The 16,062-nt window shown below is 58.2% G+C and carries 11 protein-coding genes; 5 read left to right on the forward strand and 6 right to left on the reverse strand.

Annotated elements, in window-relative coordinates; genetic code table 11:
* Positions 1 to 4: 4 nt before the first annotated feature.
* The 3 genes from MCRY_RS15570 to MCRY_RS15580 form a co-directional block, all read right to left on the reverse strand.
* Positions 5 to 883: a transglutaminase family protein gene (locus tag MCRY_RS15570; protein ID WP_085631540.1), complete on the reverse strand. Its 879-nt coding sequence runs from the start codon at positions 881 to 883 to the stop codon at positions 5 to 7.
* A 3-nt stretch (positions 884 to 886) separates the two neighbouring features.
* Positions 887 to 3,223: a circularly permuted type 2 ATP-grasp protein gene (locus tag MCRY_RS15575; RefSeq protein ID WP_138487522.1), complete on the reverse strand. Its 2,337-nt coding sequence runs from the start codon at positions 3,221 to 3,223 to the stop codon at positions 887 to 889.
* 78 nt (positions 3,224 to 3,301) lie between these two features.
* The gene (locus MCRY_RS15580) at positions 3,302 to 6,607 is read right to left on the reverse strand and encodes a transglutaminase family protein (protein WP_085631544.1); all 3,306 of its coding nucleotides are present in this window, start codon (positions 6,605 to 6,607) and stop codon (positions 3,302 to 3,304) included.
* A gap of 490 nt (positions 6,608 to 7,097) precedes the next feature.
* Between MCRY_RS15580 and MCRY_RS15585 the strand changes: the two genes are divergently transcribed.
* The gene (locus MCRY_RS15585) at positions 7,098 to 8,492 is read left to right on the forward strand and encodes an amidase family protein (RefSeq protein WP_085631546.1); all 1,395 of its coding nucleotides are present in this window, start codon (positions 7,098 to 7,100) and stop codon (positions 8,490 to 8,492) included.
* 79 nt (positions 8,493 to 8,571) lie between these two features.
* Here the strand turns inward: MCRY_RS15585 and MCRY_RS15590 are convergent, their stop codons facing one another.
* A complete protein-coding gene (locus tag MCRY_RS15590) occupies positions 8,572 to 8,820 on the reverse strand; it encodes a hypothetical protein (RefSeq protein WP_085631548.1) in 249 nt (82 codons plus the stop codon).
* A 162-nt stretch (positions 8,821 to 8,982) separates the two neighbouring features.
* Here MCRY_RS15590 and MCRY_RS15595 point away from each other — a divergent pair, with 162 nt between their 5' ends.
* The 4 genes from MCRY_RS15595 to MCRY_RS15610 are packed head-to-tail and all read left to right on the forward strand — an operon-like array spanning position 8,983 to position 12,643.
* Positions 8,983 to 9,960: a TRAP transporter substrate-binding protein gene (locus tag MCRY_RS15595; protein ID WP_085631649.1), complete on the forward strand. Its 978-nt coding sequence runs from the start codon at positions 8,983 to 8,985 to the stop codon at positions 9,958 to 9,960.
* A gap of 5 nt (positions 9,961 to 9,965) precedes the next feature.
* Positions 9,966 to 10,478, forward strand: coding sequence for a TRAP transporter small permease subunit (locus tag MCRY_RS15600; RefSeq protein ID WP_085631550.1), 513 nt, complete (start codon positions 9,966 to 9,968; stop codon positions 10,476 to 10,478).
* A gap of 6 nt (positions 10,479 to 10,484) precedes the next feature.
* Positions 10,485 to 11,759: a TRAP transporter large permease gene (locus MCRY_RS15605; RefSeq protein WP_085631552.1), complete on the forward strand. Its 1,275-nt coding sequence runs from the start codon at positions 10,485 to 10,487 to the stop codon at positions 11,757 to 11,759.
* Positions 11,738 to 12,643: an isocitrate lyase/PEP mutase family protein gene (locus MCRY_RS15610; protein ID WP_238939737.1), complete on the forward strand. Its 906-nt coding sequence runs from the start codon at positions 11,738 to 11,740 to the stop codon at positions 12,641 to 12,643. Before MCRY_RS15605 ends, MCRY_RS15610 begins: the two co-directional genes overlap by 22 nt.
* A gap of 230 nt (positions 12,644 to 12,873) precedes the next feature.
* Here the strand turns inward: MCRY_RS15610 and MCRY_RS15615 are convergent, their stop codons facing one another.
* Both MCRY_RS15615 and mdoH read right to left on the reverse strand, forming a co-directional pair.
* A complete protein-coding gene (locus tag MCRY_RS15615) occupies positions 12,874 to 14,376 on the reverse strand; it encodes an OpgD/OpgG family glucan biosynthesis protein (RefSeq protein ID WP_238939736.1) in 1,503 nt (500 codons plus the stop codon).
* On the reverse strand, positions 14,373 to 15,959 hold the full coding sequence (mdoH, locus tag MCRY_RS15620; RefSeq protein ID WP_085631557.1) for a glucans biosynthesis glucosyltransferase MdoH: 1,587 nt from the start codon (positions 15,957 to 15,959) through the stop codon (positions 14,373 to 14,375). Before mdoH ends, MCRY_RS15615 begins: the two co-directional genes overlap by 4 nt.
* Positions 15,960 to 16,062 lie beyond the last annotated feature (103 nt).

A 16,062-nucleotide genomic window follows, 5' to 3' on the forward strand; every position in this document is an offset into this window, starting at 1 on the left:
GTCTTTAGCCCGCTATTGCGACATCCACGGCCTGCGTGTTGCTCTGACCGCCCGACGACCTTAGGTGGCCGCGCACCGGCGCAACATCGGAATAATCGCGACCGTAACCCGCGACGACGTGGTCGGTGCCGACAAGCGTGGCATTGGTTGGATCGTACTCGATCCAGCCCTGTAGCGGCCCGCACCATGCCCGCACCCAAGCGTGCATGGCATCTGCCCCCTCAAGCTTGACGCTACCGGGTGGGGGCAAAGTGCGTAGATAACCGCTCACATACCCCGACGGAATGCCCAGCGACTGGAGGGCAAGGATCATGATATGGGTGAAGTCCTGACAAACCCCGCGCTGGAGGCGGAACGCGTCCGCTGCGTCCGTATCCACAGTTGTCGCAGTTGCATCAAAGGTCATGGTCTCGTGTAGCGCTTTGCCAATGCGGATCACGGTTTCAACGGCACTTGCCTCCGGCTGGTAAAGGTCTTTCGCAAAATCCCGGATTGCGGAGTTCGGTGGCAGACGGGGGCTTGGTCCAAGGAAATGAAGAGGCGACGTTGGACCAAGATCGGTCAGGGTATCGTGGTCAGACCGCAGGCGTTGAATACTCGGAGAAAGATCCTGCCAAAGCGATGGGGCGTCCATTTCGACGTGGCAGGAAAGGCGGATCGACATCTCTTTATGTTGATCTCGGTGCGCGCAAGAATGTGTTGTGTTGCCGAAAAAATCCACCCCCTCAGCCTTTGATTCAGGCTCTGGGAAAACCTCCAGCAGATGGGTTGTCAGTTTTTGCCGCCCCAGCAGAGTTCGCGGCAATACACGGATCAGATGACGGCTGTTTGCAGCCGGGAGGTCGTAGTAATGAGCAATCGTCAGACGGATGCTATACTTCACGGGTCAAGCTAGATGATATTTGTTGAGCGTGTCGGAAATAGACCAAATGTCTTGTTTGAGCCGGTTCAGTCCCTTGGATGATATTGCTTCAGGTTCGCTGGTCGCAAGTTGTGTTTCGAGCAGCAAAACCTGACGCGCCACGTGGCTCATATGGTGGTCTTCTTGTTGGGTGGGAAGTTTGGCGATATGTTCTTTGGTGCGTGTGATGTGATAGCGGACCGCGCGTGGATTGCTTGGGTCAAGGGCCAATAGATCGGTGACGGACCTGGCATTCGCGGCAATTTGGAACCGGGTGCGATGTGAGACAACGCTGTCCCCGACTTCCAAGGCAAGATCCAAAGCGCCACTTGATGGTTCGGTTAACAGGCAAGCGGCCAGCAGGTCACACATGTTCGCTGCACGCTCAAGAGAGGTGCCAATGCTCAGGAACCGCCATCCATCAGAGCGGTACATGTTTTCATGCACAAGACCTGCAAACCCTGTGACCTGGCGCAATAGGCGACTGATCTGAACCGGCGTGTCCTCAAGCTGGACATGCTGTCGATCAAGCATCTTGGCGTCTTGAACAAGCCCACGCAGTGCCATCATCCCATCGGGCGAAAAACGGTCACTAATCCGAGACGCCGCTTGCAGTGCTAGTTCCAATGGTTCGCCAAAGCGTGCGGCGATAGCAGACGCTTTTGGCTCTACACCAGCCATCAATTGGTCGCGGATAAAAGTCGGTATGACGTCTGAGTGATCAACACCATCGCATATCCGCGCGAAATACGCCCTGAATAGCCGCATATTCTGTTCAGAGCGTTCCACGTAGCGCCCTAGCCAAAACAGGTTATCCGCGGCGCGACTAGGCAGGAGCGCATGGGGCAGACTGTGTGGTATGGCTGTTGGGGATACCGACAAAAGGCTTGGCGTCTTGACCTGCCTTGGGCTCGTGACCCAGACATCTGCCACCTTGCCGCCTCGCTGCATTGCAAGCGCTTTGGCATCATCACCAGCGCTGATCCGTGCGTAGCCACCCGGCATCACGGCCCAGCCGTCTTCGGTGCGGACCATGGAGATGCGGATACACATGGGGCGGGCGACCATCTTTCCATCATCCCAGGCCGGGGTCGTCGACAAGGTCACGGCCTCTTGCCCGACAAGGTTATGCCCGCTGGTCTTGATCTTATTTGCTAAGTGCTGTGGATATGAAACGTCGCTAATTTCACTGAAATCTCTTGTCCGCGGGTCAGCCATCAGTGGTGCTGTCGAAAAAGCGTCTCCGACCATCATCCGTTCAATGTTGGTGATGACGTGATCACGTTGGCTGTCTTGGCCGCACCACCATGTCGCAATGTTGGGTAGCGCAAGACCGCGCCCCAAACGAGCCCGCGCGATTTTTGGGATAAAGGCCATCAGCGCGCGCGTCTCAAGCACGCCCGCTCCGACCATGTTCACCGTCCTGAGAGTGCCAGTGCGGATTGCCTCGACCAATCCTGCTGCACCCAGCATGGATGATGAGTCCAACTCAAGCGGGTCGAACATTGTGCTTGGCAGGCGGTTCCAAAGCAGAGCTATGGGTTTCAATCCGCCGACCGTGCGCACCATTGCTTTGCCGTCCTGCACGATCAGGTCTTCGCCTTCGACAAGCAGAAGCCCCAAATAGCGCGCCAGATAGGAGTGTTCAGGGTAGTTTTGATTCATCGGCCCCGGCGACAGCAACGCGACTTCACCGGAGCTGCGTCCGCGCATATTCATCAATGTTTGCTGAAATTCCTGAAAGTACCCCGCCAACCTATGGATATTCGCGCCAGCAAAGAAGTTTGGAAACACGCGGCTCATCGCTATCCGGTTTTCAACGGCAAACCCGACAGAAGAAGGAGCCTCAATCAAATCGCTGATCACCCACCACTTCCCATCGGGGCCACGCCCAATTTCAAAGGACAGGGTATTTAGAAGATGCCCGCCTTGCTTACTGACCCCGACCATGGGGCGCAGCCACGCGGGGTTCCGACTTAGCAGTTTTGCAGGCAATTGACCCGAGGCGACCAACGTATTGTCGCTGTAAAAATCCTGAAGGATGTATTCCAGCAGATCCGCTCGTTCTATCAATCCGTCGGAAATGACCTGCCATTCGTCTTCGCCGATGATTACAGGAATGTGGCTAAGCGGCCATTCGCGTTCCGTCGACAGGGTCTCGTCGTACTGGCGGTACAGGACGCCAGCGTCGCGCAGATACTGGTCCCCGCGCAAAAAGCGTTTGCCCAGCTCATCGGGCGAGAGACGGCTAAGATGGTCAAAGAACGATGCCCAGACGGGTTTGACCGTCCCATCCGGAAGCACCATTTCGTCATTTAGCATTGCACCTTGCGCACAATAGGACGCGAGCAGCTCATGCCCGATTTGTCCGCTTGTGAAAGGCTGGGGTGATTGCATTGCCTACAAGCCCGCCCTGCGGCGCAGGTCCAGCGTCATAGGAAACTCAGGATGCGGCCGCTCGGGAGTCGGAGGCTGTGTTCCGGCGCTATGCCCCATTTTTTCAAACCTGCTCAACCGCCGCGCCTCTGCCTCGTTTCCATTTACGGGGAAGGTCTCAAAATTGCGCCCGCCGGGGTGGGCCACATGATACCGGCACCCGCCCAGCGCCTTTCCCGTCCATGTATCGAAGATATCAAACGTCAGTGGCGCGTCCACCTCAAGAACTGGATGCAGCGACATTGCTGGTTTCCAAGCCTTGTAACGCACTCCGCCGACTTTCGTTCCGTTGGAGGCTGTAGGCGTCAGAGGAACGGTCCGGCGGTTCGCAGTGACGGTGTAGCGATCAGGGTTGGCCCCGGTCAGCGTGACCTGGAGGCGCTCGGTTGAACTGTCGGTATAGCGCACAGTGCCGCCAATCGCACCTGTTTCGCCCATAACATGCCACGGCTCGAGGGCTTGCCGCAGTTCAAGCGTGATACCTTCATAAGTGACCTCTCCGCAGAAGGGAAAGCGGAATTCAGCCTGTGCTTTGAACCAGTCGGGATCAAAGGCCATGTCATGGGCACGAAGGTCCCCAAGCACCTCAAGGAAATCCTCCCAGATAAAGGCGGGCAGCATGAACCGGTCATGCAGAGTGGTGCCCCAACGGGTGAGATTACCGCTGATCGGATCGTCCCAACAGCGTGCGATAATCGCCCGCAGCAACAATTGCTGCGCAAGGCTCATGCGCGGGTTGGGCGGCATCTCGAAACCGCGAAACTCCACAAGACCGAGCCGCCCGGTTGGTCCATCGGGAGAGAACAACTTGTCGATACAAATCTCAGTGCGGTGTGTGTTCCCCGTCACATCGATCAGCGCGTTACGCAGCAGACGGTCTGTCAACCACGGCGGCGGGGGAGTGGCCTCCGTTGGAGGCCAGATCTGATCCAGCGCGATTTCCAGTTCATAGAGCCCGTCATGGCGTGCCTCGTCGATGCGCGGTGCTTGCGACGTAGGACCAACAAATGTGCCAGCGAATAGATAGGACAGACTTGGATGACGCTGCCAGAACAGGATCAGGCTTTTCAGCAGATCGGGGCGCCGCAAGAACGGGCTGTCATTCGGGGTCGCGCCGCCGACAACAACATGGTTACCGCCACCGGTGCCGGTATGTCGTCCATCCGTCATGAACTTATCGGCGCCAAGACGGCATTGACGTGCTTCTTCATACACCGCTTCGGTGGTGTCCACACAGGCTTCCCAACTTGCGGCTGGATGAATATTCACCTCGATCACACCGGGATCCGGGGCGATGCGCATCACCTCGACACGTGGATCGTGTGGCGGGGCATACCCTTCGATCAGGACTTTGCGGCCCAGGGATTTGGCTGCTGCCTCAACGGCTGCGATCAGCTCAAGATAGTCTTCTAGCTTTTCCACAGGGGGCATGAACACGCAGAGCCGACCGTCGCGCGCTTCAACCGAGATAGCAGTGCGCACGCGCCCGCTGAGATCACCAAGGGTTTGTTCGACCTGTTCCTGCCCTGCACTGGCTTGGGTACGTTGTGCGACAGGTTGATCCGGGTTTGCCGGGTGCGGGAGCTGTTCGCGGGGCTCTGTCGGATCTTGGGGGACAATGAAGGGATAATCGCTTTCGGGGATATGTGGCAATGTCCCTAGCGGTAGTCGGTAGCCTACGGGGCTGTCACCGGCCACCAGATACACCTTACCCCGGCGCAATTCCCATACTTCCGACATCCATCGGCTTGATGCACGGGCTTGCCAGCGCTGCACCGGTAAAACGTATCCCGCTGGGGTTGTCAGACCGCGCTCAAACACTTTGGCGATACGTGCGCGCTCTTCCGGATCTGCCAGTTTGGAGTTTTCCGGCGTCACATTTGCGGGCAAGTTGCCTTCCTTGATGATCCACTCGGCTGGGTCTTCGAAAGCTCGCAGCACGTTTTGTATCGGCACCTCAAGACCGGCTGCTATGGCCGACAAAAGTGCCTGTGCGTCGTCTGGACCAACATCTTCATGTGTGTCCTCTTTCGCCAATAGATCCGGATTGTGCCAAATCGGTTGGCCGTCCTTCCTCCAATAAAGTGAAAAGGTCCAACGCGGCAGAGTTTCGCCCGGGTACCATTTGCCCTGACCGTAGTGCAAAAGCCCACCGGTCGAGAACCGGCCCTGCAGGCGGCGCATCAGCTTGTCGGCAAGCCCACGCTTTGCAGGGCCGACAGCGTCCGAATTCCACTCAGCGCTTTCGAAATCATCAATCGAAACGAAGGTCGGCTCACCGCCCATGGTCAACCGCACATCACCCGCTTCAAGCCGTTTGTCGACAGCTTGACCAAGTTTGTTCAAAGCATCCCAAGCGTCATCCGAAAAAGGTTTGGTAATACGAGGATGCTCGGCGGTGCGCGTTACCTGCATGTCGAAAGAAAAATCGACCTCCGCCATGCTGGCGGCGCCCGAAATCGGGGCCGCATGGCGATAATGCGGTGTGGCCGCCAGCGGGATGTGGCTTTCGCCAGCAAGCAGCCCGGATGTCGGATCAAGGCCAACCCAACCCGCACCGGGTAGGTACACCTCGACCCAAGCGTGCAGGTCAGTGAAATCCTTGTCCGTCCCGGCTGGACCATCGAGCGCCACGAGGTCAGGTTTCAACTGGATCAGATACCCGGACACAAATCGTGCGGCGATACCCAAGTTTCGAAGCACTTGGACCAGCAGCCAGCTGGAATCGCGGCACGATCCAGCGGCACGCCCAAGCGTGGTTTCAGCGGTCTGAACTCCTGGCTCCATGCGGATTTCGTAGCCGATTTCATTTGCCAAACGCATGTTCAGCCCGACGAGAAAGTCGATCGTCACCATTGGCTCGCGCGAGATGGTCTTGAGGAATTGCCCGAGCAGAGGGCCAACGGGATCGCGCTGCAGATAGATGCTCAGGTCTGGTGCGATGTCGTCATCATACCTGAACGGAAAGTCCTTTGCGCTGTCTTCGACAAAGAAATCGAACGGATTGTAGACGGACATATCCGCGACCAAGTCGACTTCGATTTTGAACTCGCGCACGGGCTCGGGGAACACGAACCGGGCAAGCCAGTTGCCGTATGGGTCTTGTTGATGATTGACGAAATGATTTGCCGGCGAAACGCGTAGGCTGTGCGATATGACCCGCGTCCGCGAATGTGGCGCTGGGCGCAGGCGGATCGATTGCGGGCTTAGCGTGACCGGACGATCATACTTGTAATGCGTCAGATGGTAGATGCTTGCGGTGATTGACATGAAGGCACTCCTTAACCTTACCATGGTGAGTACGCCGCATCGCAGCAACCATGAATCCGTTGGCGTACCGGTCTTTTTCAACAAACGGCAGCGCAAGGATCGGACAATTGTACTCTTGATCTCTCTCGGCGCGCGTCAATACTCGCAGGAGTAGGTTCCACCAGCGCCCCCTGACAAAGTGCTGCGGGGCTGATCAAATTCTGCTTTGGGAAACCTAGATCGTCGCGCCGTGTCCATTGATTGGAACTGTCGCGGTTTCGTGCAGTCCCAAGTGCTCGCATAGCCAACTTTCATTTGAAAGCGCCGGGGCTTTTCCAGCGAAGAGCAGAGTGACTGTGGGCCTGTCTTTGGCGTTAGATGAACAGTTGAAATCGGTAGTCGATGAGAGTGCGTAGCCGGTTCGCCCGAAGCTTCATAAGACAATCCAATCGACAAAGACCAAAGGGCCTGCCACTTTCCTGGAACAACTGGGTGTTCCACTGGGGGAGCTATGGCAGAAATCTGGGAATGGACGGCGACCCAAATCGCGGAGCAGGTTAGGGCGCGTAGGGTGTCTGCTGTCGAGGTAACGCAGGCGCATCTTGATCGGCTGACAGCCGTGAATCCGTCCATAAATGCTGTGGTACAGGAGTTTCCCGAAGAGGCACTTGACGCGGCCCGGCTGGTTGATGCCGCCCTCCGCCGGGATGAAGACCCCGGAGTGCTTTGTGGTGTTCCTGTTACAATCAAGGTCAATGTCGACCAGAAAGGCCATGCCACGACCAACGGCCTGCGGATACAGGCGGATGTTGTTGCGTCTGACGACAGTCCAGTGGTGTCCAACATCCGCAGGGCAGGCGGGATCATTCTGGGCCGGACGAACACGCCTGCATTTTCTCTGCGCTGGTTTACGAATAACGCCTTGCATGGCCAGACCCTGAACCCGAGGAACCGCGAGATCACTCCTGGTGGGTCTTCGGGGGGAGCCGCTGCTGCAGTTGCAGCAGGGATCTGCGCCATTGGGCATGGCACCGATATCGCCGGGTCCATCCGGTATCCCGCCTATGCCTGTGGCTTGCACGGGCTGCGTCCAACCACGGGCCGCGTGCCTGCCTATAACTCCAGTGCGCCAGACCGCTTTATCGGCGCCCAGCTCATGGCGGTGTCTGGGCCGCTGGCCCGGAGCATCGACGATCTCGACATCGCATTGGCCGCCATGTCGGCGCCCGATCCAAGAGACCCGTGGTACGTGCCTGCACTGGCGACCAGCATGGATTTCCCAAAGCGGGTGGCGCTTGCGCTTGCGCCCGATGGCATGCCGGTATGTGGCGAAGTGGCCGCCGCCTTGCAGGATGCAGCTGCCCGGCTCAAAGATGCGGGATGGATCGTGGAAGAGGTGGCGTGTCCACCTATGCGCCGGGCTGCTGCGATCAATGCCTGTCTCTGGATGGCCGAAACACAGTTTGGTGCCGCTGACCTATTGGCGCGCGAAGATGAAGCGGACTCGCAGTTTGTTTTTGAATGCATGTCCGAGGATGCGGGCGAGGTCGGTTTCACGTCGCTGATGCAGGCGCTGCAGGCCCGTGCAGCCCTCGTGCGCGAGTGGCAGATGTTCCAGGAAACCTATCCCGTACTCCTATGCCCGGTCTCGGGCGAACTACCCTTCGACCAACAGATCGACGTCCAATCTAAGGAAAGCTTTGCCCGTGTGTTCGAAGCGCAGCTGACGCAGCGCGCGCTTCCGACGCTCGGTATGCCAGGGCTTGCTGTTGCGACCGGGGAGGAGATGGGCCGCCCCGTGGGCGTTCAGCTTATCGGCCCGCGGTACCGCGAGGACATCCTGCTTGCCGCTGGACGCGATATCGAGGCTGTGGGCAACCCGATTGCTGTGTCCGATCCGTCTTAAGAAAGGGGCGTTGCGTCCAGTTTGCTGATGCAAATCAGAACCCCCAAACAGGGCCGAGCCGAACTACGCGGACAGGGCCTCAAGCCGGTTTGGCGCGTCGTCGCGGGTCCAGCCATTGCGGCAGGATGTCGGCGATCAACACGTACAGCACGCAAAACGCGACGATCTGGAACTGGTCTAATAGCCCAGTGAACTCCTTGTTGCAGGCGATGGCTACAGTTGTCGCGTTCCAGATGGCGCAATGAATGCGGTAGACACACGACCGGACCGCAAGGACGATCAAGCAGACGGCCAAACCGAAATCGCAGCTTTCAGCGTTTAAAGGCACTCGCAAGACCTGTGTGCCAACGGAATGACCAAGCTGAATCGTCAGAAAGTTTGTGACAGAACTCTTGACAGAGGAGTGAAGCTGTTGATTGTTTGGTCGCTCGTCGTACGGGGAGGTGCGGCGCAATCGGAAAAAAGAAAAGACCTTTGGGAGGAGGAAACCATGAAACATCTGCTAGGCGGTCTTGCCGCTGCGGCTATGCTGTATGTCAGCCCCGCATTCGCAGAGACGACTTTGCGCATTACCTTGCAGCTACCGCTTGCAAGCCATCTTGGCCAGAACCTGCTCATGTTCAAGGAAGAGGTTGAGGCCAATTCCGATATCACCGTCGAGATCTATGACAGTGCACAGCTCTACCGCGACAACGAAGTGCCGGAAGCGGTTGGCGCAGGTGAGATTGAAATGGGCGTTGCTTCGCTGACCCGATATGTCGGTGAAATCCCGGCTGTTGATATATTTTACATGCCCTTTGTTCTGAATACCGAGGCAAAGGTCCGCGCGGCAGTGGCTCCCGGCTCGCCCGTACGCGAACCGCTTGATGCGGCAATCCGCGAAACCGGATCGCACGTTCTGTGGTGGCAGGCGTATGGTGGCTCGGTTCTGCTGAGCAAGGACGAACCCCTGCGTGGCCCCGAGGACATGGAGGGCAAGAAAGCCCGCGTGTTCGGTAAGTGGCTGGGTGAATGGGTCAGCGTTCTGGGCGGCGCACCGACTCTGATTTCCGGATCTGAACAGTTTCTGGCCTATCAGCGTGGCACGGTCGATATCGGCATGACCGGTGTGTCTGGTGTTGTCTCGCGCAAGCTTTGGGAAGTGATGGACGCCATCACTGTCGTGAACAACGCGGATATCGAATTCATCGTCGTGATCAATGAAGATGTCTGGGAAGGCCTGACTGAAGAACAGCGCACAGTTCTGACAACGGCTGCCCGCAACGCCGAATCCGCGGTTCGCGATTACATGTCGGAATTCGAAGCCGATGCATTCAAGCAGGCCGAAGCCAATGGCATGACCGTCTACTATCCGTCTGACGAGGAAATCGCCCGGTGGAAGGAAGCCTCTGCTCCGACGATCGACGCTTGGCTGGCCGAGTCCGGTGATCTGGGCCGTCAACTGCTTGACGCTGCAGAGAATTTCTGACCGCAATGCAGTCAGTCGCGTCTTTTTTCGATTGGCTTGCCGATCGGTTGGCCCAGCTTTGCGGCTGGGCCTACTTTGCCATTGGGCTGATGCTCGGGTTTGAGGTGGTTGCGCGCTACTTTTTCAACGCGCCGACCATTTGGGCCGAGGAACTGTCCCGCCTTCTGTTTATCTTTGCGACCCTTTTGGCGGGTCCAGCCTTGCTGCGCCACAACCAGCACATCCGCGTAACGGCGCTGACCGCGTTGATGGGACCGGGTGCACAGCGCGCGGCGCGTCTTGCGGCGCTGGCCTTCGTGGTCGCGTTCTGTTGGGTGTTGGTCTGGTACGGCAAAGACGCACCTCTTAATTCGTTCGAGCGCGGCCGGTCCTCGGGCAGTATGCTCGACATCCCGGCTTGGTGGGCCCAGTCCGCCGTCCCCTTGGCTTTTGGCCTTCTTGGCATTCAAGCCATTATCGAATTCATCCGCTGCGCGCTTGGCGCGCCGCTCCCCGCCGACGCTCATGCACCGGAATAATCCCACGTGACTGTTATATCCATTCTGTTGGCACTTTTCGTGCTGCTGCTGATCGGAGTGCCCGTGGCCTTTGCCTTGGGCGGACTTGGGGTTGTGTTGCTCATCCTCGGGGATTTTGCCCCACGCATTGCGGCAACCGGGCTTCTGTCCTCATTGGACAGCTTCATCCTGATCGCAGTGCCATTGTTCTTGCTGATGTCGAACATCCTGCTGCGCGGTGGCGTCGGACGCGACCTGTTCGCGGCGGTGCAAGCCTGGGTCGGACATTGGCCCGGTGGGTTGGCCGTCGCGACCGTGATTTCATGTGGGTTGTTTTCGGCTATCTCTGGCTCGTCGGTTGCAACTGCGGGCACCATCGGGTCGGTTGCTATTCCCGAGATGACAAAGCGCGGCTATCCGCGTCCTTTCGTGTTCGGATTGCTCGCAGCTGGTGGCACTCTTGGCATTCTGATCCCGCCGTCGATCATTCTGATCGTCTACGGGGTGATCACTGAATCCTCGATCCTTGATCTTTTCATGGCCGGGATCGGACCAGGCCTTTTGTTGATGGCGCTCTTCATTGGCTATTCGATGCTCTACGCGCGGTTCTCGTCGCAATACACCGCATCCCCCAAAGCCGATTGGGCCGAGCGCCGCAGAACTGGCCTCCGGGCGCTGCCGACCGTTGCGCTGGCCGGATTGGTTATCACGGGAATTTATGCGGGTTGGTTCACACCGACTGAAGCGTCAGCCATCGGCTTTCTGGGCGCGCTGTTTCTGACATTCGTTGTGTTGCGCAGCCTAGATATGGCTGGGCTAAAGGAGGCGGTCATGGACGGTCTTCGCGCGTCGGCGGCGATCTTGCTGATCGTTGGGTGCGCAAAGGTCTTTGGGAAAGCCATTGCGCTTTGGCGTATTCCGCAGGATGTCTCGGCCTTCATAACGTCCAATATCGACACGATGGGTCTGTTCATCATCGCAGTCGGTATCGCGCTGCTGATCATGGGTCTGTTCATGGAGGCGCTTTCGATGATGCTGATCATGATGCCGGTGCTGGCAGGTGCGGTCATGGCCTTGGACATCGACCCGATCTGGTTCGGCATCTTCTTTGTGCTGATGGTTGAATGTGCGCTGATCACCCCGCCTGTTGGGTTGAACCTCTACGTCATTCAAGCCATCGGTCGTGCCAGCCTTGGCGAGGTGGCGCGCGGTGCCGCGCCCTTTGTCGCAATGATGCTGGCGACTGTCTTTATCATCTACTGGTTCGAGGATATCGCCCTATGGCTGCCACGGGTTCTATGACCGCCGCTCCGCAACAAACCGCCGCCGCACGGCTTCGGGCACGGCTTGAGACGGGTCGCCTGTTGGTCACGCCCGCCTGTGGCGATGCCTTGTCTGCGCGGCTGATTGAGGATGCCGGGTTCGACGCCATGTTCATGTCAGGCTTTGCTGTCTCAGCCCATCGTATCGGAGCGCCGGATGCCGGCCTGATCTCTTACGGCGAAATGCGCGATGCGGTGCGGGATATTTGTGCGGTGACGCAACTGCCCGTGCTGGCCGATGGCGATACTGGCTACGGGAACGCGATGAACGTGCGCCGCACGGTGGCAGGCTACGCGCGCGCCGGCGCTGCTGCGGTCATGATTGAGGATCAGGTCGCCCCAAAACGATGCGGCCATACCAAGGGCAAACTTGTCGTCGACCGGGCTGAAGCCGTGGATCGCATACGTGCTGCTGATGATGCTCGACGCGAGAGCGGGCAAGACATTCTCATCATTGCGCGCACGGATGCAAGACACGGCCACGGGTTGGACGAAGCCTTGGCCCGCGCCGAGGCATTCCATTCCGCAGGTGCCGACATCCTGTTTGTCGAAGCTCCGCATTCAGAGGCTGAGATGCGCCGCATTTGTTCTGAACTGCCAGGCTGGAAGATGGCAAATATGGTCGAGGGTGGCACCACGCCTATCCTCCCGCCCGACCAATTGGCTGAGATCGGCTATAACCACGCAGCCTACCCGCTGACCCTGATGTCTGCTGCGATGCGCGCCATGCAAGAAGCGCTGGCTGCACTGCGTGATGGTCACCCTCCAAAAGGGCTTTTGCCGTTCGAAGAGCTGCGTCGCCTTGTGGGTTTCAATGACTACTACGATCTCGAGACATGTTATTCCGACCGCAGACCCGAGTGAGCCGGCACTTGCTTCAGGTCCTTACGAAGTAGAAATGCGACTTCGGGTGGCCACGAAATTTGTATCGTCAATGACTCAGAGTACTCCAGACAAAGCGTCATATGCACCGCGAGCTATCGGAATTCATTCGTACGTTTCGGTCTCATAGTTCGTCTTTTTTGTTGCCGTAAATATTCTCAATAGAACGGCATCAAACCGCGAAAGGTACGGTAGCCATCAGTCGCAGGCTTTCACACATCCCCATCGCGTGCGCGTGTCCAGCGATACAGCCAAACTGGGCTCGCAGCTGCACCAGTGTTGTCCCTTAGAACAAGACGCAAGTCGATGGTATCGACGTCACCGGGAGTGAGCAGGAAGGTCATCCGTGTCCCGCGATCATCCGGCAAGATGAACAGGCTTTCCCCGGATATTTCACCATCGGTGGCCGAGAGGTCCGGCCACAAGCGAGCCTCGTTGCCTGCAAAATCAACGACGAAGCGCCGTGTGCCCGGACGGTCGTGTTCGCGCCCGCTTCGGCTTTGTCGGATCGGCATGGATGAGATGACTGGCGACGGACTCCGCGTCCAGGTCAGCCGATAGTCGAAGCTGTGTTCGGTTCCGGCAGCCAACGGTTCCAAAGGTCGCCAGAAGGCGACGATATTGTCCATGAATTCATCGCCGGTGGGGATCTCGACCAAGATGACAGCGCCGGGACCCCAGTTGTTCAGGGGTTCGACCAAGGCGGAAGGGCGATCATGATACCGCGCTTCGCTGTCTTCGAAATCCTCGAACATTCGGGCGGTTTGCCAAAAGCCGAAGGCAGCGGGACTGTCGTCAAGGAATGCCGAGGTTTCAACGCGCGCGGGGTTGGCGATCGGTCTCCAGACCTGCTCGCCACCACCTGTCTTGATCACCAGAACGTCGCTGTCGTGCACGCGCGGGCGGAAATCGTCCGACACGGCAGAGCGCATCGGACCTTTGAGATACATCGAGGTCAGCGGAGCAACACCGATATCGGCAATCTCGCGCCGTGGCATAAGCGTGACCGTAAGGTCCATCATCGTGTCTGTGCCCGGCCGCAGTGTCATGTCCAAATGGCCGGCAAGAGACGGGCTATCGATCACCGCCTCCATACGGACGGCCCCGTCTTGTTCGCCGTGAAGGCGCAACCGGGTGAAACGGGGAAATTCTTCGGGCACAGATCCACCCGTGCCGATAGCGACGGCACGCGCTGAAAGGCCATAGGCCATGGCTTGCCCGATGGCGCGGAAATAGCTGGCTCCCTGCACGACCAGCACTTCGTCCAGGACGCCAGTCGTGTTCAGAGGATAGCGCAGGCGGAGCCCGGAAAAACCTGCTTCTGGTGATGTGTCGGGAATTGAATCGAAATAGCGTGGCTCAAACGAAAAAAGGTCCGGCGACACTGGCAGCCGCGCGAAACCGGTTTCGGTCGGCAGCTCGATTTCGACCGGGTCGGGAAAATAAAGACCCGGTGGCAGCAAATCGACAGCGTAGTCCGCGCCGAGGGGCAACATCGCAGCCTTTCCAGGCACCGGACGTATTCCCCTGTAGGCATCATAGCTCAGCCCATCAAAGGGCGGCGGTAGCTCGCTTGAAGGTGGCACGTAGATCGATGCGGCAAGGGCGCGGGCTTCGGCGAGCAGGGAGTCAGGTGCCTCTTGCGCTGAAGTGCGTTTCGAACCCAAGGCCAAAGCTGCGACAGACGATGCCAGAAATCCGCGCCGTTTCATCATCTTGCGCCCCGATCAAGCCAGCCAAGCAGGATCGGTGCGCTCAACATCGGTAGAGCGACTGGCAAAAGCCAGAGGGCTGATGAAGCTGGCTCCGTCAGGAAAGCCAAGCCCACCAGTGCAGCGCCGAAGGCAACCTCGGGCACACCGCGCCATATCCGCAGACGCGCGCGACCTGGCGATTTCCATCCGCAATCCTGACCAGCAAGGACGGACAGGACCGAACCGCTTTGCCGAAGCATCATCACGGGCGCGATCAGCGTGGAGAGTAGCAGTTCGACGAAGCTTGCCCGTAGAACGAGGCGACGTCGCGCAAAGGTCCGGGCACGCTTCATCCAATGGCTGAGTGCGCAAAGCTTCGGGAGGAGAATAATTGCTGTGACCACAAGGTAGGGCAGGGCACCTTCGACCCGAACTGCGCCGGTTGCAACCAGTAGCACCAATGCGAGCCAGACCGGCGCAGCAAGATAGCTTGCGATGCCAGAGGCCAAGTGAAGTCTGCTGACCACGTCTAGGCCCGGTTCGGTGATCAGGCGAATATGTTGCAGATTGCCTTGGCACCAGCGGCGGTCACGCTTGTGAAATTCTGCCAAGGTCTGCGGGCCGTCCTCTGCGCTGCCCCACGTTTCTGGATCAAGCTCGATTGCCCAGCCTGCCCGCCGTATCCAAGCTGCTTCTATGAAGTCGTGGCTTAGTGGTGGTCCACCAAAGGGTGCAGGTCCGGACAGGACCGGAAGCTGTTTGGCGCTGCGAAAGGCGGAAATCCGCATGATTGCATTATGACCCCAGTAATTCCCAGCTTCCCCTGACCACGCGGCCAGACCGCGCCCGAAATTCTGTGACAAAAGACGTGAAGCCACCCGCTGATGCCTGCCGAAATGGCTGCGACCGGGCAATAGTGTCATGCCTGCCTGCAAAAGACCCAGACGCGGTTTACTCTCCAAACGGTAGATCAAGCTCATGATACGTGATGCCGACATCCGACTGTCTGCATCTAGAACGAGCATGAAGCCATAGTCGCTAGAGTGCTCGGTGAACCAATCAGCGATGTTGCCGGGCTTGCGGCCTATGTTGTTGGCACGTCGTCGGTAAGTGACCGTGCCAGACGCGATAAGTGGTGCGAGCACAGATTCTTCTGCGTCTATCCTATTGGGGTCACTTGTGTCGGACAGCACAAAGATATTGGTCGCCTGATCGCACCCCTGATCGTTTAACATACGATGCAATCCCGAAAGATACCTTGCCAAAGGCCGTGCATCCTCTTCGCAAAGGAGGACAAGGACAGCCGTTTTTTCCAGAGGCCGCCAATCTTTGGGCGGCGAAACGGGTGCCGTCCGCCGTTGCAGCAATCCCAAGACAGAGGTTGCTGCTCCGCCGGAAACCCATATCCCACCAAGGCCAATCAACACCAAAGCGACCAAGGACGCGCCTGTCCATTCCACAAGATTTACTGCGAAGATCGTTGAAATGCAGGCTGCACCAAGCAACGTCAGGACCAACTGCGCGACAAGCCATCCAACACCCGGGCGTTCGAGCTTGTCGGATGGGGTCAAGTTGGCGCGCGCAATGATCTCTGCCACGGACATTTTTAGGTCAGGTTCCTTTGTCGGATTGAAAAACTTGCGATTGGTGACGTGCACGACTTTTTCACGCTGTTCCGCAGGAGATCAGGTTCAACTGCGGCACTGA

The organism is Marivita cryptomonadis (assembly GCF_002115725.1).
GTDB classification, from domain to species: Bacteria; Pseudomonadota; Alphaproteobacteria; order Rhodobacterales; family Rhodobacteraceae; genus Marivita; species Marivita cryptomonadis.